At 74.3% G+C, this 22,181-nt stretch carries 22 protein-coding genes and 7 tRNA genes; 17 read left to right on the forward strand and 12 right to left on the reverse strand.

The window, feature by feature from the left end; all coding sequences use genetic code 11:
- The first annotated feature begins 131 nt into the window (after positions 1–131).
- Together cobA and I3F54_RS20925 are read left to right on the forward strand one after the other, a co-directional pair.
- Positions 132–1,364: a uroporphyrinogen-III C-methyltransferase gene (gene cobA, locus I3F54_RS20920; protein ID WP_240120362.1), complete on the forward strand. Its 1,233-nt coding sequence runs from the start codon at positions 132–134 to the stop codon at positions 1,362–1,364.
- A gap of 65 nt (positions 1,365–1,429) precedes the next feature.
- Positions 1,430–2,248 (forward strand): RNA methyltransferase, encoded by an 819-nt coding sequence (locus tag I3F54_RS20925; RefSeq protein ID WP_240120363.1) that lies wholly within the window; start codon positions 1,430–1,432, stop codon positions 2,246–2,248.
- 120 nt (positions 2,249–2,368) lie between these two features.
- On the opposite strand, the gene I3F54_RS20930 is transcribed toward I3F54_RS20925, so the two are convergent.
- Positions 2,369–3,820 (reverse strand): serine/threonine-protein kinase, encoded by a 1,452-nt coding sequence (locus I3F54_RS20930; RefSeq protein WP_240120401.1) that lies wholly within the window; start codon positions 3,818–3,820, stop codon positions 2,369–2,371.
- A 654-nt stretch (positions 3,821–4,474) separates the two neighbouring features.
- On the opposite strand from I3F54_RS20930, the gene I3F54_RS20935 reads away from it, so the two are divergent.
- From I3F54_RS20935 to I3F54_RS20945, 3 genes are all read left to right on the forward strand, one after another.
- Positions 4,475–4,672, forward strand: a complete 198-nt coding sequence (locus tag I3F54_RS20935; protein ID WP_240120364.1) for a hypothetical protein — start codon at positions 4,475–4,477, stop codon at positions 4,670–4,672.
- 272 nt (positions 4,673–4,944) lie between these two features.
- Entirely contained in the window at positions 4,945–5,880 is a 936-nt protein-coding gene (locus tag I3F54_RS20940) for a phosphotransferase family protein (protein ID WP_240120365.1), read from the forward strand.
- Positions 5,881–5,974: 94 nt separating this feature from the next.
- Positions 5,975–6,259, forward strand: coding sequence for a zf-TFIIB domain-containing protein (locus I3F54_RS20945; RefSeq protein WP_240120366.1), 285 nt, complete (start codon positions 5,975–5,977; stop codon positions 6,257–6,259).
- A 50-nt stretch (positions 6,260–6,309) separates the two neighbouring features.
- Here I3F54_RS20945 and I3F54_RS20950 read toward each other — a convergent pair.
- The 5 genes from I3F54_RS20950 to I3F54_RS20970 form a co-directional block, all read right to left on the reverse strand.
- Positions 6,310–6,381: transfer RNA gene (locus I3F54_RS20950), tRNA-Val, on the reverse strand.
- A 27-nt stretch (positions 6,382–6,408) separates the two neighbouring features.
- Positions 6,409–6,480: transfer RNA gene (locus I3F54_RS20955), tRNA-Val, on the reverse strand.
- 19 nt (positions 6,481–6,499) lie between these two features.
- Positions 6,500–6,571 (reverse strand) — tRNA-Val (locus tag I3F54_RS20960).
- A gap of 1 nt (position 6,572) precedes the next feature.
- Positions 6,573–6,646 (reverse strand) — tRNA-Cys (locus I3F54_RS20965).
- 38 nt (positions 6,647–6,684) lie between these two features.
- A tRNA-Gly gene (locus tag I3F54_RS20970) sits at positions 6,685–6,757 on the reverse strand.
- A gap of 178 nt (positions 6,758–6,935) precedes the next feature.
- Here I3F54_RS20970 and I3F54_RS20975 point away from each other — a divergent pair.
- Genes I3F54_RS20975 through I3F54_RS20985 form a run of 3 tightly spaced genes read left to right on the forward strand, consistent with a single transcriptional unit; the run spans position 6,936 to position 9,686 of the window.
- On the forward strand, positions 6,936–7,991 hold the full coding sequence (locus tag I3F54_RS20975) for a chorismate-binding protein (RefSeq protein WP_240120367.1): 1,056 nt from the start codon (positions 6,936–6,938) through the stop codon (positions 7,989–7,991).
- The gene (locus tag I3F54_RS20980) at positions 7,988–8,809 is read left to right on the forward strand and encodes an aminotransferase class IV (RefSeq protein ID WP_240120368.1); all 822 of its coding nucleotides are present in this window, start codon (positions 7,988–7,990) and stop codon (positions 8,807–8,809) included. Before I3F54_RS20975 ends, I3F54_RS20980 begins: the two co-directional genes overlap by 4 nt.
- Before the next feature lie 52 nt (positions 8,810–8,861).
- Entirely contained in the window at positions 8,862–9,686 is an 825-nt protein-coding gene (locus I3F54_RS20985) for an N-acetyltransferase (protein ID WP_240120369.1), read from the forward strand.
- A gap of 20 nt (positions 9,687–9,706) precedes the next feature.
- On the opposite strand, the gene I3F54_RS20990 is transcribed toward I3F54_RS20985, so the two are convergent.
- On the reverse strand, positions 9,707–10,243 hold the full coding sequence (locus tag I3F54_RS20990) for a DsbA family protein (RefSeq protein ID WP_240120370.1): 537 nt from the start codon (positions 10,241–10,243) through the stop codon (positions 9,707–9,709).
- A gap of 251 nt (positions 10,244–10,494) precedes the next feature.
- Here I3F54_RS20990 and I3F54_RS20995 point away from each other — a divergent pair, with 251 nt between their 5' ends.
- Positions 10,495–10,935, forward strand: coding sequence for a hypothetical protein (locus I3F54_RS20995; protein ID WP_240120371.1), 441 nt, complete (start codon positions 10,495–10,497; stop codon positions 10,933–10,935).
- A 186-nt stretch (positions 10,936–11,121) separates the two neighbouring features.
- Positions 11,122–11,274 carry a hypothetical protein gene (locus I3F54_RS21000; RefSeq protein ID WP_205383711.1) on the forward strand — a complete coding sequence of 51 codons (153 nt, stop codon included), beginning with the start codon at positions 11,122–11,124 and terminating at the stop codon, positions 11,272–11,274.
- A 98-nt stretch (positions 11,275–11,372) separates the two neighbouring features.
- On the opposite strand, the gene I3F54_RS21005 is transcribed toward I3F54_RS21000, so the two are convergent.
- Together I3F54_RS21005 and I3F54_RS21010 are read right to left on the reverse strand one after the other, a co-directional pair.
- A complete protein-coding gene (locus tag I3F54_RS21005; protein WP_240120372.1) occupies positions 11,373–11,933 on the reverse strand; it encodes a CGNR zinc finger domain-containing protein in 561 nt (186 codons plus the stop codon).
- A 298-nt stretch (positions 11,934–12,231) separates the two neighbouring features.
- On the reverse strand, positions 12,232–12,645 hold the full coding sequence (locus tag I3F54_RS21010; protein ID WP_004002642.1) for an SsgA family sporulation/cell division regulator: 414 nt from the start codon (positions 12,643–12,645) through the stop codon (positions 12,232–12,234).
- Positions 12,646–12,836: 191 nt separating this feature from the next.
- Between I3F54_RS21010 and I3F54_RS21015 the strand changes: the two genes are divergently transcribed.
- The 3 genes from I3F54_RS21015 to I3F54_RS21025 all read left to right on the forward strand — a co-directional run bounded on the left by I3F54_RS21015 (position 12,837) and on the right by I3F54_RS21025 (position 14,101).
- Positions 12,837–13,304: a TIGR02611 family protein gene (locus tag I3F54_RS21015; RefSeq protein WP_240120373.1), complete on the forward strand. Its 468-nt coding sequence runs from the start codon at positions 12,837–12,839 to the stop codon at positions 13,302–13,304.
- 142 nt (positions 13,305–13,446) lie between these two features.
- Positions 13,447–13,518, forward strand: a tRNA-Val gene (locus tag I3F54_RS21020).
- Between the two features lie 313 nt (positions 13,519–13,831).
- On the forward strand, positions 13,832–14,101 hold the full coding sequence (locus I3F54_RS21025) for a hypothetical protein (RefSeq protein WP_240120374.1): 270 nt from the start codon (positions 13,832–13,834) through the stop codon (positions 14,099–14,101).
- 1,086 nt (positions 14,102–15,187) lie between these two features.
- Here I3F54_RS21025 and I3F54_RS21030 read toward each other — a convergent pair.
- Together I3F54_RS21030 and I3F54_RS21035 are read right to left on the reverse strand one after the other, a co-directional pair.
- Positions 15,188–16,006, reverse strand: coding sequence for an MBL fold metallo-hydrolase (locus I3F54_RS21030; RefSeq protein ID WP_240120375.1), 819 nt, complete (start codon positions 16,004–16,006; stop codon positions 15,188–15,190).
- A gap of 235 nt (positions 16,007–16,241) precedes the next feature.
- On the reverse strand, positions 16,242–18,632 hold the full coding sequence (locus tag I3F54_RS21035; protein ID WP_240120376.1) for an SCO7613 C-terminal domain-containing membrane protein: 2,391 nt from the start codon (positions 18,630–18,632) through the stop codon (positions 16,242–16,244).
- Between the two features lie 111 nt (positions 18,633–18,743).
- Between I3F54_RS21035 and I3F54_RS21040 the strand changes: the two genes are divergently transcribed.
- Both I3F54_RS21040 and I3F54_RS21045 read left to right on the forward strand, forming a co-directional pair.
- The gene (locus I3F54_RS21040) at positions 18,744–19,190 is read left to right on the forward strand and encodes an SRPBCC family protein (protein WP_240120377.1); all 447 of its coding nucleotides are present in this window, start codon (positions 18,744–18,746) and stop codon (positions 19,188–19,190) included.
- Between the two features lie 39 nt (positions 19,191–19,229).
- Positions 19,230–19,304 (forward strand) — tRNA-Val (locus tag I3F54_RS21045).
- A gap of 66 nt (positions 19,305–19,370) precedes the next feature.
- Here the strand turns inward: I3F54_RS21045 and I3F54_RS21050 are convergent.
- Complete coding sequence (locus I3F54_RS21050; protein WP_240120378.1) at positions 19,371–20,096, reverse strand: 3'-5' exonuclease; 726 nt, start codon at positions 20,094–20,096, stop codon at positions 19,371–19,373.
- Between the two features lie 169 nt (positions 20,097–20,265).
- On the opposite strand from I3F54_RS21050, the gene I3F54_RS21055 reads away from it, so the two are divergent.
- Positions 20,266–20,832, forward strand: a complete 567-nt coding sequence (locus I3F54_RS21055; RefSeq protein WP_240120379.1) for a DUF4365 domain-containing protein — start codon at positions 20,266–20,268, stop codon at positions 20,830–20,832.
- The gene (locus I3F54_RS21060; protein ID WP_240120380.1) at positions 20,829–22,109 is read left to right on the forward strand and encodes a hypothetical protein; all 1,281 of its coding nucleotides are present in this window, start codon (positions 20,829–20,831) and stop codon (positions 22,107–22,109) included. The genes I3F54_RS21055 and I3F54_RS21060 overlap by 4 nt, the downstream gene beginning before the upstream one ends.
- The last annotated feature ends 72 nt before the right edge of the window (positions 22,110–22,181 follow it).

A 22,181-nucleotide genomic window follows, 5' to 3' on the forward strand; every position in this document is an offset into this window, starting at 1 on the left:
GGGTGGTCCGGTGCCCAGCAGCCGGACCACCCGTGCCGACTGCCCCGCCCACCGCTAAAATCCGCACGTCAGGGCCCGCTCCGGAGCTGCAGCGCGCCCCCACCGCACCGCTGTACGAGGAGCCGCACCTCATGGCCGAACACCCCGCGTACCCCGTAGGCCTCCGCCTCACCGGCCGCACAGTGGTCGTCCTCGGCGGCGGCCAGGTCGCCCAGCGCCGCCTTCCGGCCCTGATCGCGGCAGGCGCGGAGATCCTCCTCGTCTCCCCCGAGGCGACGCCCTCGGTGGAGGCGATGGCGGACGCCGGCGAGATCACCTGGGCGCGGCGCCCGTACGCCGAGGGCGACCTGGCCGACGCCTGGTACGCCCTGATCGCCACCAGCGACACCGAGGCGAACGTCCGCGCCTCCGCCGAGGCGGAGCGGCACCGCGTCTGGTGCGTGCGCTCCGACGACGCCGACGCCGCCACCGCCTGGACCCCGGCGACGGGGCACAGCGAGGGCGTCACCGTCGCCGTGCTGACCACGGACGTCAGGGGCCGTGACCCCCGGCACACCGCCGCCGTCCGCGACGCGGTGGTGGAGGGCCTGCGCGACGGCACTCTCGTCGCCCCGCACCACCGCACCCGGACCCCCGGCGTGGCGCTCGTGGGCGGCGGACCCGGCGACCCGGACCTGATCACCGTCCGCGGGCGCCGCCTGCTCGCCGAGGCGGACGTCGTCATCGCCGACCGCCTGGGCCCGCGCGACCTGCTCGCGGAGCTGCCCCCGCACGTCGAGGTGATCGACGCCGCGAAGATTCCCTACGGCCGCTTCATGGCCCAGGAGGCCATCAACAACGCGCTGATCGAGCATGCCAGGCAGGGCAAGTCCGTCGTCCGGCTCAAGGGCGGCGACCCCTACGTCTTCGGCCGCGGCATGGAGGAGTTGCAGGCCCTCGCGGAAGCGGGCATCCCCTGCACGGTCGTCCCCGGCATCTCCAGTTCCATCTCGGTCCCCGGTGCGGCGGGCATCCCGGTCACGCACCGCGGCGTCGCCCACGAGTTCACCGTCGTCAGCGGCCACGTCGCCCCCGGCGACGAGCGTTCCCTCGTCGACTGGCCGTCCCTGGCCAGGCTGACCGGCACGCTCGTGATCCTCATGGGCGTCGACAAGATAGGGCGGATCGCCGAGACGCTCGTCGCGCACGGCAAGTCCCCCGACACCCCCGTCGCGCTGGTCCAGGAGGGCACCACGGTCGCCCAGCGCCGGGTCGACGCCACGCTCGCCACGGTCGAGCAGGCCGTGCGCGCCGAGGACGTCAAGCCACCGGCGGTCATCGTCGTCGGCGAGGTCGTCGCCGTGGGCCCGCGGCCCGCCGCGTGACCGAAGACGGCCGGAGAGACCGTGCCGCGCCGCCGGCACCGCACCCAGACGAGGCAGTGACACCCGTGGCCGAGCCCATCACCATCGACGACCCGGACGACCCGCGCCTGCGCGACTACACCGGTCTCACCGACGTCGAGCTGCGTCGCAGGCGCGAGCCGGCCGAGGGCCTGTTCATCGCCGAGGGCGAGAAGGTCATCAGGCGGGCCAGGGACGCCGGCTACGCCATGCGCTCGATGCTGCTGTCGGCCAAGTGGATCGACACCATGCGCGACGTCATCGACGAGCTGCCGGCACCCGTGTACACGGTCGCCCCGGAACTCGCCGAGCGCGTCACCGGCTACCACGTGCATCGCGGCGCGCTCGCCTCCATGCAGCGCCGCCCGCTCCCGGCCGCCCGCGATCTGCTGGGGTCCGCCCGCCGGGTGGCGATCATGGAGTCGGTCAACGACCACACCAACATCGGCGCGATCTTCCGTTCGGCCGCGGCCCTCGGCATGGACGCCGTCCTGCTCTCCCCGGACTGCGCGGACCCGCTCTACCGCCGCAGTGTCAAGGTGTCCATGGGGGCGGTCTTCTCCGTGCCCTACGCGCGCCTCGACGTCTGGCCCGGCGGCCTGGAGCCGGTCCGCGCGGCCGGCTTCACACTGCTCGCCCTCACCCCCGACGAGCGGGCCGCGACCCTCGACGAGGTGGCCCCCCACCGCATGGACCGGGTCGCCCTGATGCTGGGCGCCGAGGGCGACGGCCTGTCCCGGCGGGCCCTGGCCGCGGCGGACGACCGGGTCCGCATCCCGATGGCCCACGGCGTCGACTCGCTCAACGTGGGCGCGGCGGCAGCGGTCGCCTTCTACGCGGTGGCGACGGGGCGCCCCACCGCCTGAGCCGGGCACCGAGCCCCAGGAGCCCCGCCGCCCGCTGTCCCCCGGGGATCTTCAGGGGGTTTCGCCGTCCGGAGCCGAGAGCGGGCCCGAAGGGCTCCGCCGTCCGGTCCGGGGGCGGCCTCAGGGGTTCCGCCCGGCTCCGGGCAGCAACCCGGGCCCGGCCTCCGGCCGACGGCCACCGTCCGCCGGGGGCGGACGGCCGGGATCGACCTGCACCCGACGTCCGGAGCCGGGGGCGACGCCGTCGCCCCCGCCGAGACCGCGCGCGGGCCCCTGACAGCCCTGCACCACGGCGATGCCGAGCGCGACCAGCAGGGTCACCACGACGAACACGAACAGGCGCTGACGCAGCAGCCGCGGGTTGGCGGGCCGCAGCCCGGTCCCCGTGCCGCGCGGTGCCGGGCGTCCGGCGCCACTGCGCGGCGCCGGACGGCTCCCCGAACGCGGGCCGCCGCGGGACGGGACGGGAGCCGACCGCGCACCCGGCCGGGACGAGGGGCCGCCGCCCCGCCTGGCACCGGACCCGCCGCGGGTGCCGCCCCCGGTGCCGCCGCGCGACGGCACACCGCCGCGGGCCGCGCCCGCCCGTGAACCGGTCGTGCCCCGGGGCGGCGGGGTTCCGGCGCCGCCCGGCTGGGTGCGGCGCTGGGTACGCTCGGGGTAACTGCCGTCGGTGAGCCGCCCGGTGGTCCGCTCCGCCTCCCCGGTCCGCGGTGTGGGCGGGCGCACGTCCGCCACTCCGTGGTGGGCCTCGCGGGTCGCGATCTCCTTCAGCCGCAACGACAGTTCGAGGGTGCTGGGCCGTTCCTCGGGGTCCTTCGCCAGGCACGTCCGGACCAGCGGTGCGAGCGCGTCCGGCACGCCGTGCAACTGCGGCTCCTCGTGCACCACGCGATACAGCATCACCTCGGAACTGCCGTGCCCGAACGGCGAGTCGGCCATGGAGGCGTACGCGAGCGTGGCACCGAGCGAGAAGACGTCCGTGGCCGGGGTGACCGCGGCTCCGCGCACCTGCTCGGGAGCGAGGAAGCCGGGGGAGCCCACCGCGGTTCCCACGTGGGTGAGTGTGGAGGCGCCGGTCGCCCAGGCGATGCCGAAGTCGATGATCCGCGGCCCCTTGGGGGACAGCAGGATGTTGGACGGCTTCAGGTCGCGGTGCACGACGCCGGCCTCGTGCACCGCGACGAGCCCCTCGGACAGGGCGGCCCCGACGGCGGCGACGTCGGCGGCCCCCAGCGGGCCCTCCGCGGCGACCTTGTCGTGCAGGGACGGACCGGGCACGTACTGCGTGGCGAACCAGGGCCGCTCCGCGTCGAGATCGGCGGCGACGAGGCGCGCCGTGCAGCCCCCGCGGATCCGCCGTGCGGCGGACACCTCCCGCGCGAACCGCGACCGGAACTCCTGGTCCTCCGCGAGATCGGGCCGGATCACCTTCAGGGCGACCCGCTGCCCCTTCTTGTCGGAGCCCAGGTAGACGACACCCATGCCGCCCGCGCCGAGCCGCCGGTGAAGCCTGAACGAGCCGACGACGCGCGGGTCCTCGCGCCTCAGGCGCATCATCGCCATGTTCATCCCCGCTGCCCGGTCCGTGTGACGTGCCACAGCTTACGAGTCCCCGGCCGCTCGCGCGCAGAGGCCGCGCCCTCTCGTCCGGATCGGTTACCGAGGCGCGGCAGGAGACTTGAAGAGGGGTCAGCAAGTCGGCGAACAGGCGGGCAGGGGCCGGCCCCGCCCCTCAACCGCCCTTCGGCATGCCGGGGTTGGACCGGCGCGGGACGACCGTGCGATGGGTGGCCGGGTGACCGGGGATGCGACGCGGACCCGGGATGCCGGGCCCGGCGGGGCGGTGCCCGGGGCGGCGCCGCGGGGGCGCCGGGCCGCCGCGCACGTGAGCGAGATCACTCGAAGCGGCCGAGCCGGTCGTGCCGCCCGGCACGCTCCCGGGACCGGACCCGGGAGGAGCGGTACGTAGGCGCCGGCGGAGGGGCGGGACCGCGCGTCCCGTCCGGGTCGACCCCGAGGCCTGGTCCCCCCGTCTCCACCCAGGGGAGTACGCCGCCGGTGGCGGCTCATCCTCCGGGAGGCCAGGCAATCGGTACGAAGGCATGACGACCGGCCCCCGCCGCGGACCTAGATTTGAGGTCGAGCAGCGGGTGGAGCACTCGTCCCCCGAGGTCCGGCACCCGCCGCTCCCGACGACAACCGGAAACGGTCAGGAGAGGGACCATGGCCCACACGGCACCGCGGAGCACGCTCCGCCGGCCGGGACGCGCGGCGTTCCGCCCCCGCCGTACGGGCCGTCGCCACCCTGTGGTGGCGACCGCGATGGTCCTGCCCCTGGCGGCCCTGCTCGTGTACGCCTTCGGCGGCTGGGAGGCAGTGGTCACACAGGCGTCGTCCGTGGGTGTGATGCTGGGGCGCTGAGCGGCGACCCCAGGCCCGGAAGAGCGGTCCGGGCGGGGACATCCACCCATGAAACCCCGTGGGGACGGGGGTGCGGCGGACGGCAAGGATGCCGGCGCAGCTGGGGAGCTGCGCCGGCATTGCTCCGTGCCCGGCGGCTCCGTGCCACATGTCTGCGCTGTCCACAAGACCTGCGGGGCCCGCCCCACGCGGTGTCCCGACGCGCGCCCCGCACCCCGCACCCGCAACCCCGTACCCTCACCCCCAAGCCCCCGCCGCCCCGCAGAGGACCCATGCCCCCAGAGCTCCTCCCCGCCCTCGCCGCCCGGGCCAGGAGCGCGGCCCACTTTGACGGTGCGCCCTGCGTCCGGTGCCGACCGCCCGTCACCCTCGCCGACCGCCCTGACGCCGCCGTCGTCCGCCACGCCGGCGCCGTCGCCAAGGCGCACGCCCCCGGTACCGACCCCGCCGAGCTCGCCGCCCGCCTCGCCACGGCCGCGCGGCTGCCGGGCATCCTGCTGCCCCCGTGCGGCCCGGACCCCGCCGACGTCAACGGCCGCCTCGTGACCTGCTGGCCCTACGGCGCCCCCGTGGACCCCGAGGACCCGGACGCGGCCCCCTGGGAGGCCGCCGCCACCCTCCTCGCCCGACTGCACCGCACGCAGCCCCCGCCCGGCCTGCCCCCCATGCGCGGCCCGGCCAGGGCGGCACGGGCGGTCGCCCGTCTCGAAGCCGCCGCCGGCCGGGGCAGCGCGGGCCGGGTCCCGGCCCGCGCCGTCCTGCACGCCTGGTCCGTCCTTCCCGCGTGGGCCCGCGCCGAGGGACCCGCGCCCGGGCGCGCCTCCCTGTGCCACGGCGATCTCCACCTCGGCCAGTTGGTGCGCCACCCCGCCCCGGACGGCCCCTGGCTGCTGATCGACGTCGACGACCTCGGTCTCGGCGCGCCCGCCTGGGACCTGGCCCGTCCGGCGGCCTGGTTCGCCTGCGGCCTGCTGCCGCCCGACGAGTGGAACCGGTTCCTGACCGCCTACCGCGAGGCCGGCGGACCGGCGGTCCCCGCGGACGGCGATCCCTGGCCCGCCCTGGACGTTCCGGCGCGCGCCCTCACCGTGCAGGGCGCCGCCCGGGCGCTCGTCAGGGCCGCCGAGGGGCGCCGCCCGCCGGACGAGGTGGAGGAGGCCCTGGTGGACGCCTGCGCCCGCATGAGGTCGGCCCCCCTCGGCAGTTGACCCCGAACTTCCCCGACGTAGGGTGCAACCGACCGGGGCCGGACGGAGTCTGTCCCGGGGACAGCGAAGCCGGAGCGAGGAGTTGAGCCGAACCATGCAGTGTCCGAAGTGCCACGCGCCGATGCACACCTTCACCCGCAGCGGGGTGCAGATCGAGCAGTGCAGCAACTGCCGCGGGATCTTCCTGGACTACGGCGAACTGGAGGCGCTGACCCGCCTGGAGTCGCAGTACGCGCAGCCGGCCCCGCCCCCGCCCGCCGCGCCGCAGGCGTACCCGCCCGCCCCGGCCTGGGGCACGCCGCACCACGGAGGTCACCACGGTGGTCACTACGGGCACCGCCGTCACAAGGGCTTCGGCCGGATGCTGTTCTCCAGCTGACCACACACGACGGAGCCCCGGCCGTTCGAGACGGCCGGGGCTCCGGGCGGTGGACGATACTGGGATTGAACCAGTGACCTCTTCCGTGTCAGGGAAGCGCTCTCCCGCTGAGCTAATCGTCCTCACTGTGACTCCGTGGTCACAGGGCGTGCGCGATACTGGGATTGAACCAGTGACCTCTTCCGTGTCAGGGAAGCGCTCTCCCGCTGAGCTAATCGCGCGGGGGATCCGAAGATCCAGTGGACGATACTGGGATTGAACCAGTGACCTCTTCCGTGTCAGGGAAGCGCTCTCCCGCTGAGCTAATCGTCCTTGGAGGTGGAGACGGGATTTGAACCCGTGTAGACGGCTTTGCAGGCCGTTGCCTCGCCTCTCGGCCACTCCACCAGGAGTGTAGGGGATCGGGACGACCCCTACTTCCTTCGAGCGGACGACGAGGCTCGAACTCGCGACCTCAACCTTGGCAAGGTTGCGCTCTACCAACTGAGCTACGTCCGCTTGTCGTTTCGGTTCCGCTTCCGCGTCCCGGCGACGTGTTGAACTCTAGCGGATTCCTGGGCCAGCACAAAAACGCGTTTGTGCAGCGTGCTGCGGTGCGCCCCCGCAGGGACCCGCTCGGGCCCCGGGCGGGACGGCCGGGGGCCCGCCTCCGGGCCCCCGCCATAGACTCGACAGCGTGCTCGACCTGCCTCCTCTCGCCCGCTTCGGCGACCGCCTCGCCACCGGCCTCCTCGACGTCACCAGCGACCCCGCAGCCCTGGACTCCACCGGCTTCTGGGCCGTCGTCGCGGACTTCGAGGGTCGTCTGACCTGCGCCCGCTTCCGTGACGTGGGTACGGAGCCGGTGCCCGCGCCGGTGCCGGGCCGGTGGCGCGGGCCGGCCGCGGACGGGTGGACCTCCTCCCTCGACCGCGCCGCCTACACCGCGGGCGTGCGCCGCATCCGCGAGCACATCGCGGCCGGCGAGGTCTACCAGGCCAACCTCTGCCGGGTGCTGTCCGCACCCGTCGCACCCGGCGCGGACGTGGACGCCCTGACCGCGCTGCTGGCCCGGGGCAACCCGGCACCGTACGCGGGAACGATTCGGCTCCCCGGGCACGGCGTGGAGATCGCCACCGCCTCCCCCGAGCTGTTCCTCCGCCGCGACGGGCGGATCGTGGAGTCCGGACCGATCAAGGGCACCGGGCGCACGGAGGCGGACCTGCTGACCAAGGACTACGCCGAGAACGTGATGATCGTGGACCTGGTCCGCAACGACCTCTCGCGCGTGAGCGCCACCGGCAGCGTCACCGTGCCCGACCTGTGCGCCGTGGAGAAGCACCCCGGACTCGTCCACCTGGTCTCCACGGTCCGGGGCCGGCTGCGGGACGGCGCCGGCTGGCCGGAGCTGCTGGACGCCGCCTTCCCGCCCGGCTCGGTCACCGGCGCGCCCAAGTCGAGCGCCCTGCGGATCATCGATGCCCTGGAGACGGCACCACGGGGCCCGTACTGCGGCGGCGTCGGATGGGTCGACGCCGACCGGCGGACCGGCCAGCTGGCCGTCGGCATCCGCACCTTCTGGATCGACCGCGCCGCGGGGGCGCTGCGTTTCGGCACCGGGGCGGGGATCACCTGGGGCTCGGACCCCGAGGGGGAGTGGCGGGAGACCGAGCTGAAGGCCTCGCGGCTGCTCGCGGTAGCGTCGGGGGCATACCAGGCGAGTGGAGTGAGTGGAGAGGGACCGGACACGTGAAGATCTGGCTCGACGGCGGGCTGCAGGACATCGAGTCCGCCCGCGTCTCCGTCTTCGACCACGGGCTGACCGTGGGCGACGGCGTCTTCGAGACCGTGAAGGCGGTGGACGGCGCGCCGTTCGCGCTGACCCGGCATCTCGACCGGCTGACCCGCTCCGCGCGCGGCCTCGGTCTGCCCGACCCCGACCTCGACGAGGTCCGCCGCGCCTGCACCGCCGTGCTGCGCGCCAACCCCGTGCCGCTCGGCCGGCTGCGCATCACCTACACCGGCGGCCACGGCCCCCTCGGCTCCGACCGCGGCGAGCACGGGCCCACCCTCGTCGTCGCCGTCGGCGAGACGACCCGCCGCCCCGACTCCACCGCCGTGATCACGGTCCCCTGGACCCGCAACGAGCGCGGCGCGCTCACCGGCCTGAAGACGACCTCGTACGCCGAGAACGTGGTCGCCCTGGCCCGCGCCCACGAACACGGCGCCTCCGAGGCGCTCTTCGCCAACACGGTCGGACGGCTCTGCGAGGGCACCGGCTCCAACGTCTTCGTCGTCCTCGACGGCGAGATCCACACCCCTCCGCTCGCCTCCGGCTGCCTCGCGGGCATCACCCGCCGGCTGGTCGTGGAGTGGACCGGCGCCCGGGAGACCGACCTCCCGATGGACGCCCTGGGCCGCGCCGAGGAGGTCTTCCTGACCTCGACCCTGCGCGACGTGCAGGCCGTCCACAGCGTCGACGGCCGCGAACAGCCGGCCGCGCCCGGTCCGGTGACCGCCAAGGCCATGCGCATCTTCGACGAGCGCTCCGGGTCCGACCTGGACCCGTGAGTCCGGCGTGACCGGGTGACGGGGACCCGGCCGGGCGGGTAGAACACCCGTGATGACCACGACCCTGCGGCCGGCAGAGCCGCTCCAGCGCGTCGCCGACGGTACGCGTTCACGCCACTACCAGGTGTGCGTGAACAGCCGTCCCGTCGGCGCGATACACCTCGGCACCGCCCCCTCCTTCGGCGATTCCACGGCCCGCATCGTCGACCTGCGGATCGACGGGCCGGACCGCCGCCGGGGCCGGGGCACCGTCGCCGCTCTCGCCGCGGAGGAGGTGGCGCGGGGCTGGGGCTGCCGGGAGATCGAGACGAGCGTGCCCGCCGGGGCTGCCGCGGCGCTGCGGCTGTTCGAGACGCTGGGGTACGTGCCGCGCAACCGCGGGATGCGGAAGCGGCTCGCCGGCACCGCGCCCGAGCTGCCCGCCGGCAGCTGCGCGCGCCCCATGACGCCGGCCGAGTTCGAGCCCTGGCACACCCGTTCCCGAGAGGAGTACGCCCGCCTGTGGATCGAGCGCGGTGTGCCCGGGGACGCGGCGTACGCCAAGGCGCGCCGGGACCACGAGACCCTGCTGCCGCGGGGCCGGACCACCGAGGGCATGCTCTTCAGCGTCCTGGAGCACGAGGGCACCCGGGTGGGCACCCTCTGGCTGGCGCTGCGCGACGACGACGCGTACGTCTTCGACGTCGAGGCCGACGCGGCCCACCGGGGGAGGGGGCACGGCCGGGCGCTCATGCTGCTCGCGGAACGCCAGGCGATCGCCGCCGGCCGGCGCGTCCTCGGCCTCAACGTGCACGCCGGGAACACCCCGGCCGAGCGGCTCTACACGTCGCTGGGCTACGAGACGACCCGGTGGACCCTGTGCAAACCGCTGCTGTGACCGGCCGGGCGGGCGCCTGATCAGGCGGGCTGCCCGGCCAGCAGCCGGTCCGTGATCTCCGTGATCCGCTCGAGCAGGCCCTCCTGGCTCGTGCCGCCGTCGAGCCGCTGCCCGCCGATGACGTATGTCGGGGTACCGGTGACGCCGATCGCCTTGCCCTCGGCCTGGTCGGCGTCGACGATCAGGATGTGCCGGCCGTCGATCAGCGCGGTGTCGAACTCCTCGGCGTCCATGCCGAGTTCGCGGGCCACCTCCACCAGGAACGGCTCTCCCCGCCGGTCCAGTTCCTCGACCCGGCCGAGAACCGCCTCCGTGTACGCCCACCCCCGGCCCTGCTCCGCCGCCTCCTCCACGGCCTGCGCCGCGGCGAAGGAGTGCTTGTGCTTCTCCAGCGGGAAGTGCCGCAGCCGCAGCTCCATCCGGTCGCCGTAGCGGGCCCGCAGGGCGCGCAGATCGTCGAGGGCGGCACGGCAGTCCGGGCACTGCAGTTCGCACCAGACGTCGAGGACGACGGGCCCGGACGGCGCGGCGGAGGAGAGAGGGGAGGACTCGTTCATGGGCCCAGTCTTCCAGCCGTGGCGGACAGCACCCAATTCCGGCCGGGTGCGGCACCGCCCCGCGCCGGACCGCCGCACCGTGCTCCGCCGCGGGGCCCTCCCCCGGTGCCAGCTCCGGCCCGGCACCTGCGGAGGACATGACCCGGAGATGTCCCTGATGTCTGCCCGGAGGATGGCCCGGGGGGCCGGGAACGGTGCAGGATGGAAGGGGGAGACGCCCCCGCCCGACCGAGCCCCGCCTGGAGGACCGGATGATTGCCGAAACCGTCTGTTCCGCCGTGTCCGCGGCCGGCCTGGGCATCGCGGCGGTCACCGCCTACCGGAAGCGGTTCCTCGCCGCCGCCCGCATCGCCGCGTATTCCCTGATCCCGATCGGCCTGGTGATGACCGGCACCGTCGAGTGGGCCGCTGACACCGCCTTCAGCCCGACGGCCTGGGCCGGCGTCGTCGTCCTCGGTGCGGCCTGGGCCCTGTTCGCCACCACCCGCGCCGTCGAGCGCCGCCGCGGCGGCACGCGCGACGAGCGCAAGGAGGCCCGCAAGGCGCAGCGCGACGCCGTGGCCCCGGCAGCGTCCGCGCCCTCCCTCGGCCCGGGCGACCGCTCGTCCGGCCGGCCCGCGTCCGCGGGGCGCGCGGACTCCTCGGACGACTTCTCCGACATCGAGGCCATTCTCAAGAAGCACGGCATCTGAGGGGCGGCGCTCCGGACGGAGACACAGAAGGATCACTCCGTACCGAAAGCGGTCACGGTCGGTGCACGGCCTGATCGCGGTGTGATCGCGCCGTGAAGCGGACATCACGGAATCCGGCGAACTCCCGCTCTTTCCGGGCGTGTTGATCGCGCGAGGCGGTCGGATTGCGCCATCATCGCCCGCGAGATGCTGGACACGACACAGAGCGACGCCGCGCCACCTCAGGACGAGCCGCGCGGATGCCTCTTCGCCCTTTCCCAGCCACCGCTGATGATCTTTCTTGCGGTGATCGGGTGTCTGCTGCTCATGGGTGCGCTGCACGACCTGCTGCTGCTGTGAGCCGTACCCGCGGTCCCCGGCGCCACCCGCCGGGTACCGCGATCCACCAGCCGGCGGGCTTTCGTGGGGCTCTCGCGCCGCACCGCGACGCGGACACGTCAGCCCGCGGCTTCCTTGCGGCGTGCCCGGTAGGCCGCCACGTGCAGCCGGTTGCCGCAGGTGCGGCTGTCGCAGTAGCGGCGCGAGCGGTTGCGCGAGAGATCGACGAAGGCCCGCCGGCAGTCCGGGGCCTCGCAGCGGCGGAGCCGCTCCTGCTCACCGGCGACCACGAAGAACGCCAGCGCCATCCCGCCGTCGGCCGCCAGGTGGTCGGCGACCGACGCGCCCGGGGCGAAGTAGTGCACATGCCAGTCGTAACCGTCGTGGTCCGTCAGCCGGGGGGTGGTGCCCGCGGCGGCGACCAGTTCGTTGATGAGGCCGGCCGTGGTCCGTGCGTCAGGCGCCGCGAAGATGCCCGCGAACCGTCCGCGGACCCTGCGGACGGCCGACAGGTCGAACTCCGACAGCGTCCCGACGTCGCTGACCTGGTGGTTCCGCACGAAATCCGTGAGGGCCGCGATGTCCGGCAGCCCGTCCGCCGCCGTGTCGTCCTCCGGCGCGGTGTTCACCAGATCCACCACGGCTTCCAGCGCACACCGGGTGTCGTGGGTGATCAGCACGATTCGCTCCCTGGCCTGGGGGTCGGGCGGGCGCCCGCTGATGCTGGCCGATGGTAGTGGCTCGCGGCCTGGGAGCACCGGGCGAGTCCCCGCCCCGGGATGACCGTAGAACGCGGCGGACGGCGCAGACGTTCCCGTGGCGGGCCCGGGGCGTCCGGCCACCGGCCGCCCGTACGGGACGGCGCCGCCCCGCGGAGATCCCGCGGGACGGCGCCGTCGCTCACCGTATGTGGTTGTCCGGGCCCGTGCCGTCTCCCCGAGTGGACGGCGCCGGGCGGCTTGGTGGGGGTTTCGGTCCCTAGCTCTCCGCGAGGATGTGGGAGAGCTCCTGGTCGAGATCGAAATGGCGGTGCTCCGTACCGGGCGGCACCGCCGCATCGGTCCGCTTCAGGAAGGACTCCAGGGCCCGCGCCGGGGCCTCGAGCAGGGCCTCACCCTCCGGAGAGCTCAGGGCGATGCAGACGACGCCCTGGCCGTGGCTGCGCGACGGCCAGACACGGACGTCGCCCGTGCCGGTGGGACGGTGAAGCCCCTCGGCGAGGAGGTCGCGGGCGAACACCCACTCGACGGTCTCCTCGGCTCCGGTGTGGAAGGTGGCGTGCACGGCGTAGGGGTCGGCCGTGTCGTACCGCAGGCCTGCGGGGACAGGCAGGGAGGACTCGCTCGACACAACGAGGCGCAGGTGCAGCTCGCAGCTGACCGTGGTGTTCATAAGCGCCAGGGCCTTTCGCTCAGTGTGCGCTCGGGGATTCGCACGTCGGCGAAATCGACATGCCACCTACGGTGCCGTTGTAAACCCCTCTGAGTGTTTTGCCTGTCTTTACGTAACTCTTCCGGCCGAGGACCCGTTCGCCCACTACGGCCATTCCGGTGACCGGTTTCTCTCCGGTAGGGTTTCGACGTATGAATACGGGGAGTGACGAGCCGGGCGAGGCGGCCGTGGCGACAGACGGGGCGAAGGTGGGCGAGGACGAGACCGGCGGGACGGCCGGCGAGCAGGGGCTCGGTTCGCGGGCGCCGGAGTTCGTCAAGGCGCGGCGGGCGCTGCACGTCAGCTGGCAGGTCGGGGTCTTCGTCGTCGGCCTGGCGGTCGTCGTGGCCGGCGTCATCATGCTGCCGCTGCCCGGCCCCGGCTGGGTCGTGATCTTCGGCGGCATGGCGATCTGGGCGACGGAGTTCGTCTGGGCCCAGCTGGTGCTCCGCTGGACCAAGCGCAAGGTCACCGAGGCAGCCCAACGCGCCCTGGACCCAGAGGTGCGGCGCCGCAACATCATCCTCACGGCGACCGGTCTGGTGATCGTGGTCGCCATCGTCGGCGTCTACCTGTGGAAGTTCGGTCTCGTGATGCCCTGGAAGATCGAGGACCAGTGACCGGCAGGTCGGGCGACGGTACCCGGCCCGGCCGTGACCTGGGGCGAGGGCCGGTGGCAAGGGCCGCGTCCCTGCCTCCGCCGCACCCGCCGGGGGTGGTCACAGGCACCCCCTGACATGGGGTAATGTTCTTCCTGCGTCCGGGCGATTAGCTCAGTGGGAGAGCGCTTCGTTCACACCGAAGAGGTCACTGGTTCGAACCCAGTATCGCCCACCCAAAACACCGGCCCACCTGCCAGACGGCAGGTGGGCCGGTGTCGTCGTTCACGCGGAGTGGCGCCGTACCGCGGTGATCCGGCTCCCTCGCCGACCGGTCGGGATGCCACCCCTGCCGCCCCGCCCGCCCCGACCGGCTCCGTCCCCGCCCCTGCCCGGCCGTCACCCGGAGCGCGCCGACGGGCCCCCTCGGCCGATGCCGCCCCCCGGCCCGCCTACGGCGCCCTGGGGCACCCACCCGGAAGACGCCCCTCCGCGTCGTCGACGCACCTCCGCCCCACGGCTGCAGCGGCAAGCGCTGCCCGAAGCGGATGAAATGGATCAAGCAGATCAAGCAGATCAAGCAGATCAAGCAGATCGAGCGGGTCGAGCAGATCGAGCAGATCAAGTGGGTCAAGCAGGCCAGGCGGATCACGAGCGGTGGAGGTGCTGGGGGAAGCCACGGCAGCGGGGGAGGAGGAACGCAGACGCGGCCGCCGGATGCACGATCCTCCACGCGGCCGGAACCTCGACGCCACGTCGGCTCCGCCTCCGTGACGGGGTGGGGAGGCGATGCCGGATTCCCGTGCGCGGATCGGTGACGATCCGTTACTCAAAAGGGGGCCGCGGGGTGTCGGAAGAGGATCAACAGGTTCATCCGCATCGTCGAGAAGCGGCTCCAGGAGATCAGGGTGAAGTGCGACTTCCAGGACCCCTCGCATTCCGGGAGAAGTTCCGGATGCAGGCCCGGGCGGAAATTCACCGGACATATTCCGGAACACCGCCCCCTTTCTGCGGAAGTACGGCGCGCGAGTCGCCCTTCGACCCGTCAACTCCCGGACGGACACCGGGATTCCGTGCACCCGACCCCTCCACGATGCCGCCCCGTGGCCGTCCCGGGCCGACGGCACGCACCACCGCGCCCCGCCTCGACCACCCCGGCCGCGGTCGTCGACGCACGCACCGGGACCTACCCGTGCCTTCGTCGGAACGGCAGGGCCTCTTCATCGTGAGCACCCCGGGCGGGACCGGGTCGACGTCACGGAGGCGACCATCGGACTCAACCGTCGCAGGAGGGCCGGCCACCAGGGCCCCGCCACACACCCGTCCCCGACGGCGCGCTCCTGCGAGGCCGCGCTCGAGATCTCCAGCCCAACGGCCCGGTGGAGGGGGCCGGGTCACGGCTCGCGCCCACCCGTCCCGGCTTCCGGCAGGACCGCATGCCCCCTGTCGCCGCCGAGGTTCGGGCCGCGTGAACCTGACCGGGACACGGCCTGGGGCGGCGCGGGCCCCTCGACGCCCGGGACCTGCGCCGTTCGGTGGCCCGGTCGCCGGGCGACGTCGTGGCCACCGACGCCTGGACGGGCCGCGTCGCCTGCCGGAGTGCTGCCGGTGTGACAGGGGGTTGTTCACCGGCTCGGGCGCCCGGCACGGCTCCGGTCCTCCGCCACGGGTGGCGCCGCGCCCGCACCGGCGTGCGACGGCCGCGTACCGCGGTCGTCCGATGGCGCGTGCAGAGCGACCGGGGCCCGTGGGGTCAGGCCCTCGTCGCTTCCTGCTGCCGGGTCTACGTGATCAACCCCGGCAGGACCGCACGGTCGCACCACGGCGAACTCCATGCCGCCTGACGTTCAACCTGACGTTCAACGCCATGGGGTGTCCGACACCAGACGGTGGCTTCCCGGGATTCAGGGCGCGGGCCGTCCGCCGCCGGGCTGGAGTCCCGCCAGCATCTGTTCGAGCGCGGCCTGGTCCGGTCCCACCCACGGCGGGGCCCCGGCCGCCGAACCCAGTCTGTCGATCAACGTCCCCGTGATCCCGACGGCCGGCGGCAGATGTGCGGAGAGGACGAACTCCGGCTCCCTCTCCCGTATCGGCTGGAAGGTGCCGAGGAACTTCTCGGCATCCACGTTCTGCGTCCACGGGCTGTCCACCGCTGCCCACAGCAGCTGGGCGGCCCGCAGATCCTCCTCGCCGACGGTACCGACGTCATCGGCCTGTGCCAGCTCGGCGTTGAGCATCGGCCCACCGAAGCAGTCGGAGCTGAAGCAGGCCCCCGTCCGGTCGTCGAAGAAGCCGACCGTGCTCGGGCTGTCGTACAGGGGCGGCCTGAACGCCGTGAGGGTGCGGTCGCCGACGTCCATGGTCTGTCCCGGGTTGATCAGATGGAGGCGGTCGAGGGGCAGCGGCCGCTCACAGGACATCAGTCCCACGGACAGGAACGTGGTCACCACACGAGCCTCGGGCGCCGCGTCCAGCAGATCGAAGATTCCACCCGTGTGATCCCGGTCGGGGTGGGTGAGCCAGATCCATCGCACATCAGCGGGATCGAGAACGGAACCGACCACCTCCAGGAAGTTCCGGTCGGGGAGCCCGAGCCCGGTGTCGACGACAACGGGCTGGGAGGCGAACAGCACAAAGGCGTTCACCGGAAGGTGACCGATTCCCGGCACCTCAAGGCTGTCACTGAGAACGCTGATGTCCGAGCGGACCTTGTGAGTCGGCATGTCGCTTCTCCGCGCCCCCGGGGATGGTGATCGCGCCGTGCCTGCACATTCCATCGTCGCCGCTTCTCCTGGGGGCCGCATCCGCTACGGCACCGGGGCAGGCGCTGCGGAGGCAGGTGGTTCACGAGCGGACCCGAGCACGGCTTCGAACGGACCCTGAAGGACGCCTGCCCCACACGTCCGGGAGCTCCACGTGCCTGCGCCCGGTGAGCCGGGCCACCGAAGGGGAGGATCCCTAGTCCATCCTCCCCAGCACCTCCCGCACCCGCCGCACGTCCCGCAGGCGTCGTTCGTACGTCGCCCCGACCGCGAGCAGCAGCAGCCCGGCGAGGGCCGGAGGCACCCAGCGCGGGAGGGCGCCGACGACCTGCACCAGATACGGGGCGAGTTCGTGCAGTGCGTCCAGGACGAGCACGGTGCCGCCCAGGGCGAGCGGTGCCCGCAGCCGGTGGCGGGCGCCCAGCAGCGTGACCGCCAGCGCCGCCGCCCCCAGCAGCAGGGGGCGCAGCCAGTGCGGGTCCGCCCACGCGGCGGCCAGGCTCGGCAGGAACGCCACGGCGAGGCCCGGGCCGTACGCCGTCCAGGACGAGGTCCCCGGATCGCGGCGTCGGCGCAGGACCCCGACGGCGAGGGCCGGGACGGCCGCCGGCAGCGTGTACGCCTCCGGCGTCGTCACGTCCCAGGCGACCAGGCGCACCCAGGCGGCCAGGACGAACAGGGAGGCCGCGGCAGGGCCGAGCGAGCGGCGGTCGGGGCGGACCGCCGTCGCGGAGACGATCACCGCGCAGAGCGTCAGCACCAGCGACAGCGTCGACGGGTGCGGCGCCGCGAGCCCGACCGCAAGGAGCCCGGCCACGGCGCCGGTCACCTCGACCGGCACCCGGGTCCCCGCCTGTGTGGTCCGCGCCGCGAACAGCGCCGCGACGGCCGGCACCACCAGGACGAGCAGTGCGGTGGTCTGCGGTGCCCAGCCCGCCGCGGCACCCGTCGCGCACGCCAGACCGGTGCCGCCGGTGAGGGCGGCCGGCGCGGTGACGGGGGACAGAGCCGGTCTCCAGGACGCCGCCGCGAAGAACACGGTGACACAGGCCAGCACGGCCAGGGTCGCGGGCCGCGACGCCAGGGAACCGAGGACGAGGGGCACGGACGTGACCACCGCCAGCACGACGACGGCCACCGCCGTGCCGCCCGGCGCCTCCCCGGGCGACGGCCGCACCGCCGCCGCTGCCGCCAGCAGCCCCGCCGTCACCGCACCCAGCACCGCGAGGCCCGCCGTGTGGGGAACATCCAGCACCGGGGGAAGGACCAGCACCGATGCCCAGCCCAGAACCAGCGCACCGGTGACCGTCCGGGGCCGCGCCACGGTGCCGCGTCCCGCGCACAGCAGCACCGCGGCGACGGCTGCCGGCACCAGCGGAACCGTCTGCGCGTACGGAGGCCAGTCCAGACCGGCCGTCGCGGTCTCCCGCGCACCGTCCGGCGCGCCGGACCAGATCCGCGGCACCCACCCGGCCGGGCCCAGCAGGGCGACCCCCACGAGGGGCACCGCGCTCAGCACGGCGAGACCCTGCACGGCCCCCGAGGCCACGGCCGCGCCGCGTCGCAGCGGCTCCGGCACGCGGCCCGGACGCACCGCAGCCGGCAGGGCGATGCCGCAGGCGAGGTACACCGGGACCGTCCACACCCCGGGCAGCGCCGACCGTGCCGTGCCGCCGGCCGCGGCGACCGTGAGCAGCCCGGCGACGACCGCGAGTCCGACCCCGTGCTCCTCGGACACCACCCGCCGGGACGCCACGAGCGCGATCCCGGCGGCCAGGAGGAGGAGCGCCGCCGCGCGGGCGGCGGCGCCCGGACCCGGGGCCGTCCAGGACAGCCAGGCCGCCGTCAGGGCGCCCCCGGCCCCCAGGCCGCACACCCCCAGGGCGGCCGTCACGCGTACGGCGGGTACGGACGCCCGCAGCGCCGCGGCCGTGTCGGCCCCGGCCGTCACCAGCGCCGCCGCCGCGAGGCCGTACACCCCCGCGTCCGCCGCCACCGCCCACAGCAGCAGCGGCAGTTGCGCGGCACCCAACGCGGCCGGCAGCGGCAGCCGCAGCCCGCCGGCCGGCGGTAGCAGACCGTACGCCGCCCAGCCGGCCGCCAGCACGACCGCCGCGACCGCCGCATACGCGGCGCCGCCCGCCTGCGCGAAGGCGACCCGGTGCAGCGCGTACGCGTCGAGCACCGTCAGCGCCAGCCCCAGACCCGCCACCGCCTCGGCGGTCGACCCCAGCCCCCGCGACCGCAGCGGCACCGGTGCGGCCAGTACCGCGGCCGTGACCCCGCCCAGCGCGAGGGACCGCCCGACGATGCCCAGGCTGCCCCAGCCGACCACGGTGAAGGCGATCGCCGCGACCGTCAGCAGGACACCGCCCAGCAGGAGCAGCACGTTCTGCACGCGTGGCACGGCGGCCTCGGGACCCGGCGGGGCCGGCACGGGCGGGTGGCCGGGCGTCGGCGGGACCGCCCGCAGCACTCCGAGCAGCCAGGCCCGCCGTGCCAGCAACCGGGCCCGGCGGGCGTCGAGTTGCAAGAGCTCGGCGTCGATGAGCCGCAGCTCCTCGGCCGGCGGCGGAAGGTGGGTCATGCCGGGCAAGTGTGGTCCCCATCACGCCGTACGGCATGAGTGCGGATACTCAGAACGTACTCATGTCCCCGGGTCCGCGGCGGCGGGCGGAAGCGCGGGCAGACTCTCCCCATGGACTGGACCCACTACCGCTTCCGCAGCCTCTGGTCCCTTCCGGGCCCGCCCGACGTCGTCTACGCCGTCCTGGAACGGGCCGAGGACTACCCCCTCTGGTGGCGCCAGGTGCGCGAGGTGACCCCGCTCGACGACACCACCGGCGCGATCACCGTCCGCTCGCTGCTGCCCTACACCGTGACCTTCACCGCGCGGCAGGTGCGCCGCGATCCGGCGGCAGGGGTGCTGGAGGTGGCGATGTCCGGCGACCTCGACGGCTGGGCACGCTGGACGGTCGCCGCCGGCCGCGGCGGCACACTCGCCCGCTACGAGCAGGAGGTCGTCGTGCACAAGCCGCTGCTCAGACGGCTGGCGGTGCCGGGGCGGCCGTTCTTCCGCCTCAACCACCGGCTGATGATGCGCTCGGGGCGGCGTGGTCTGCTGGCCCGTCTGCGAGCGGTTTGAACGAAGGCCGCGGGGACCTGTATTGTTCAGTGCGTTCCCGGGCGATTAGCTCAGTGGGAGAGCGCTTCGTTCACACCGAAGAGGTCACTGGTTCGAACCCAGTATCGCCCACCACCGGGAGAACCGGTCCGCCGCAGCGGACCGGTTTTTTCATGCCGTTCACCCCGCCGCACCGCCTCCTCATGCCGCCGTCGGGATGTCCGGACGCAGCGGCCAGGCCGGATCCACCGACTCCTCCACGCCGCTGCGCGCGAACCACGCCTGCAACCCCCGCGCCTGCGCCGCGTGCCAGGTCGCCTGGAGGGTGTGCAGCTGGGCGGGGGAGAGGCGCTCCAGCCGGGAGGCGAAGCGGCGGCCCACGGCCCGTACGACCTCCAGCGCGGCCTGCGCGTCCGCCGCCGCGTCGTGCGCCTCGTCGAGCGTGACGCCGTAGTGCGCGCACAGGTCGGTCAGGGTGCGGCGGCCCTTGCGGTAGCGGTCCAGGTGCTTGTCCATCACCCGGGGGTCCAGCACGAGCAGCGGCACCGACTCGAACCAGCGGCCCAGCGGCGACGCGCGGTGCCGGCGCAGCTCGCGGTCGAGCAGGGTCAGGTCGAACGGCGCGTTCATCACCACCAGTGGGCGGCGCGCCATGGCCTGTTCGGCCAACTGCTCGGCTATCTCGTGCATCACCGGCGCCGGCCAGCGACCGTTGCGCTGCAGATGATCCTCCGTCAGCCCGTGCACCGCCGTCGCCGCCCCGGGCACCGGCACCCCCGGGTTCACCAGCCAGCGGCTCACCCGCGGCCGGTAGCCCGGACCGTCCTGGACGACGAGGGCGGCCGACACGATCCGGTCGGTCTCGACGTCCACGCCCGTGGTCTCCGTGTCGAACGCGGCCAGAGGCCCCTCGTACCAGCACGTCATCTTCGGACAACCCCTCGTTCACCTTCGGCAGTTGACATACCGTCCGCTGCCCCGTTCGGTGATACCCGGGCTGTTTGCGCCGTACGCCGGCAGGACACAACAGGAGTACGGGTCTTTGCAGTTCAGCGGCCCGCAGTTGGGTAAGTCCTGGCGTGGAAGGCTGTTGGACATGGCGATAGCGCAGCCCGAGCGGGGCGGGCTGCTGCCCGACCGCACGGGTCCCCACCGCGGCACACTCGCCACCACCGCCTGCATGGAGACACTGCAGGTGGGCTATCTGCACGCCGTCGCGGCGGCGGCGGGATGCTCGCTGTCGCAGCCCTTCCCCGACAACGGCATCGACTGGCACGTCAGCCACAGCGCCCCCGGCCACACCGTCGACGACGAGGTGACGGTCAAGGTGCAGCTGAAGGCCACCTACCAGGTCGCCCCCGACCCGCCGGGCCGGTTCTTCTCCTTCACCCTCGACAACGACCATCTGCGCAAGCTCGCCCGCACGCCCGTGTCCGTGCACAAGATCCTCGTGGTCATGCTGGTGCCCCGGTCCCGGGACGACTGGCTTCGCGCCAGCCACGACCGCCTCGACCTGCGGCACTGCTGCTACTGGGTCAACCTCGCCGGGCAGCCGGTCACCGGCCGGCACCGCACCACCGTGCGGATCCCGACCTCGCGGATCTTCGACGACCGCGCGCTGTGCGAGATCATGACCCGCGTCGGGACGGGAGGCAGGCCATGACCCACCATCCCCGCCACGAGCCCCCGCAGCCGGCCGGCCGGGCCGGCGGCCACTCCGCCGGCGGCGACCCGTCCGCCGGACGGCGGCCGCTCCCGGAGCCCGCCGACGTGGACCCGGCCGTCCTCGGCGCCCTGCTGCTGCGGCACGGCTGGCGGCGGCGCGGCGGCGCCCCGGGACGTTACGGCCGCTGGACCCCGCCCGGCCCCGACACCGGCACCAGTCTGCTGGTGCCCGAGAACCCCGAGAACCCCGAGAACCCCGAGAACCCCGAGAACGGGGCCTTCCCCGACAGCGAGGACCTGCTCGGCGAGGCCCTCCAGGCCCTTGCCCGCAGCACCGCGCCCGGTGCCCGCGAGGTGCTGCTCTCGCTCGCCGTGCCCAGCGACGAGGTCCGCTGGTGGCGGGACGTACCCGGCGGGCAGGCGGGCGTCACCGCGTGGACCGTCGAGGAGCAGCTGCGGACCGCCGCACGCCGGATGCTCCTCGCGGGCGCCCTCGCCACCCGCGCCCGCGCCGGCTACCACGGCGCCCGGCACCGCAGGGCCGCCGCCGCGCTGCTGGAGACCGTGCTGGTGGCCGCCGCGGACGGCGGGGCCCACCTGGCCGCCTTCCTTCCCGTCGGCACCGCCCGCCCGCTCGCCGTCCGCCTCCACCAGGCCCTGCACGCCGCCCGCGAGGCCGTGGACTACCGGCGGGCCACCGGTGGCATGGACGCCTTCGACGCCGCGGTCGAGGCCGGTGTCAGCCGTGAGCTCACCGAGGCACTGATCGCCCTGGTGCGCGGCACCGAGGGCGCCCGGGTCGGCATCGCCTGGGCGCCGGCCGCCGGTGTCCCCGATGACGGCGCGGCGAGCACCGAGCCCGTCGAGTTCTCGCCCGGCGACCTGCCCGTGCTCCGCGAGGCCGGCACCCGCTACCTGTCCGCCGAGCCGTCGGTGCCGGTGCGGATCACCGGCACCGTGGTGCGGATGCGCCGCTCCCAGCCGCGCGGCGAGGGTTCCGTGCGGCTGCACGTCATCGCCGGGGCCGACGTCCCGCACGTCCGGCTCACCCTCGGCGAGGAGGACTACCGCGTCGCCGGCCACGCCCACCTGGTCGGGCTGCCGGTGCGGGTGCACGGGCGGCTGGAGAGCCGGGGCGGCTTCCGCCGCCTCACCGCCGCCGGTGGTGTCGTCCCCGTGCAGGTCGAGGAGGCGGAGCGGGACCGGTTGTTGAAGGAGCTCCAGGAGAACCTGGACTTCTTCGAGGAGGCGTGCGGAGGAGACGGCACGGCCTGACCTCCGATACTCGTTTAGCGGAGGGCCGCCCCGGGTCGGTACGATCCGTACCCATGCGTGCGCTCCGGTATG

This window comes from Streptomyces sp. MUM 2J (assembly GCF_022414535.1).
In the GTDB taxonomy this organism is placed as follows: Bacteria; Actinomycetota; Actinomycetes; order Streptomycetales; family Streptomycetaceae; genus Streptomyces.

Bases quoted from the DNA above. Each gene is read 5' to 3' on its own strand.
- cobA (WP_240120362.1), top strand. From the start codon at position 132: ATGGCCGAACACCCCGCGTACCCCGTAGGCCTCCGCCTCACCGGCCGC.
- I3F54_RS20930 (WP_240120401.1), bottom strand. From the start codon at position 3,820: ATGAACATGGCGATGATGCGCCTGAGGCGCGAGGACCCGCGCGTCGTC.
- I3F54_RS20935 (WP_240120364.1), top strand. From the start codon at position 4,475: ATGGCCCACACGGCACCGCGGAGCACGCTCCGCCGGCCGGGACGCGCG.
- I3F54_RS20940 (WP_240120365.1), top strand. From the start codon at position 4,945: ATGCCCCCAGAGCTCCTCCCCGCCCTCGCCGCCCGGGCCAGGAGCGCG.
- I3F54_RS20945 (WP_240120366.1), top strand. From the start codon at position 5,975: ATGCAGTGTCCGAAGTGCCACGCGCCGATGCACACCTTCACCCGCAGC.
- I3F54_RS20985 (WP_240120369.1), top strand. From the start codon at position 8,862: ATGACCACGACCCTGCGGCCGGCAGAGCCGCTCCAGCGCGTCGCCGAC.
- I3F54_RS20990 (WP_240120370.1), bottom strand. From the start codon at position 10,243: ATGAACGAGTCCTCCCCTCTCTCCTCCGCCGCGCCGTCCGGGCCCGTC.
- I3F54_RS20995 (WP_240120371.1), top strand. From the start codon at position 10,495: ATGATTGCCGAAACCGTCTGTTCCGCCGTGTCCGCGGCCGGCCTGGGC.
- I3F54_RS21000 (WP_205383711.1), top strand. From the start codon at position 11,122: ATGCTGGACACGACACAGAGCGACGCCGCGCCACCTCAGGACGAGCCG.
- I3F54_RS21010 (WP_004002642.1), bottom strand. From the start codon at position 12,645: ATGAACACCACGGTCAGCTGCGAGCTGCACCTGCGCCTCGTTGTGTCG.
- I3F54_RS21015 (WP_240120373.1), top strand. From the start codon at position 12,837: ATGAATACGGGGAGTGACGAGCCGGGCGAGGCGGCCGTGGCGACAGAC.
- I3F54_RS21025 (WP_240120374.1), top strand. From the start codon at position 13,832: ATGAAATGGATCAAGCAGATCAAGCAGATCAAGCAGATCAAGCAGATC.
- I3F54_RS21030 (WP_240120375.1), bottom strand. From the start codon at position 16,006: ATGCCGACTCACAAGGTCCGCTCGGACATCAGCGTTCTCAGTGACAGC.
- I3F54_RS21035 (WP_240120376.1), bottom strand. From the start codon at position 18,632: ATGACCCACCTTCCGCCGCCGGCCGAGGAGCTGCGGCTCATCGACGCC.
- I3F54_RS21040 (WP_240120377.1), top strand. From the start codon at position 18,744: ATGGACTGGACCCACTACCGCTTCCGCAGCCTCTGGTCCCTTCCGGGC.
- I3F54_RS21050 (WP_240120378.1), bottom strand. From the start codon at position 20,096: ATGACGTGCTGGTACGAGGGGCCTCTGGCCGCGTTCGACACGGAGACC.
- I3F54_RS21055 (WP_240120379.1), top strand. From the start codon at position 20,266: ATGGCGATAGCGCAGCCCGAGCGGGGCGGGCTGCTGCCCGACCGCACG.
- I3F54_RS21060 (WP_240120380.1), top strand. From the start codon at position 20,829: ATGACCCACCATCCCCGCCACGAGCCCCCGCAGCCGGCCGGCCGGGCC.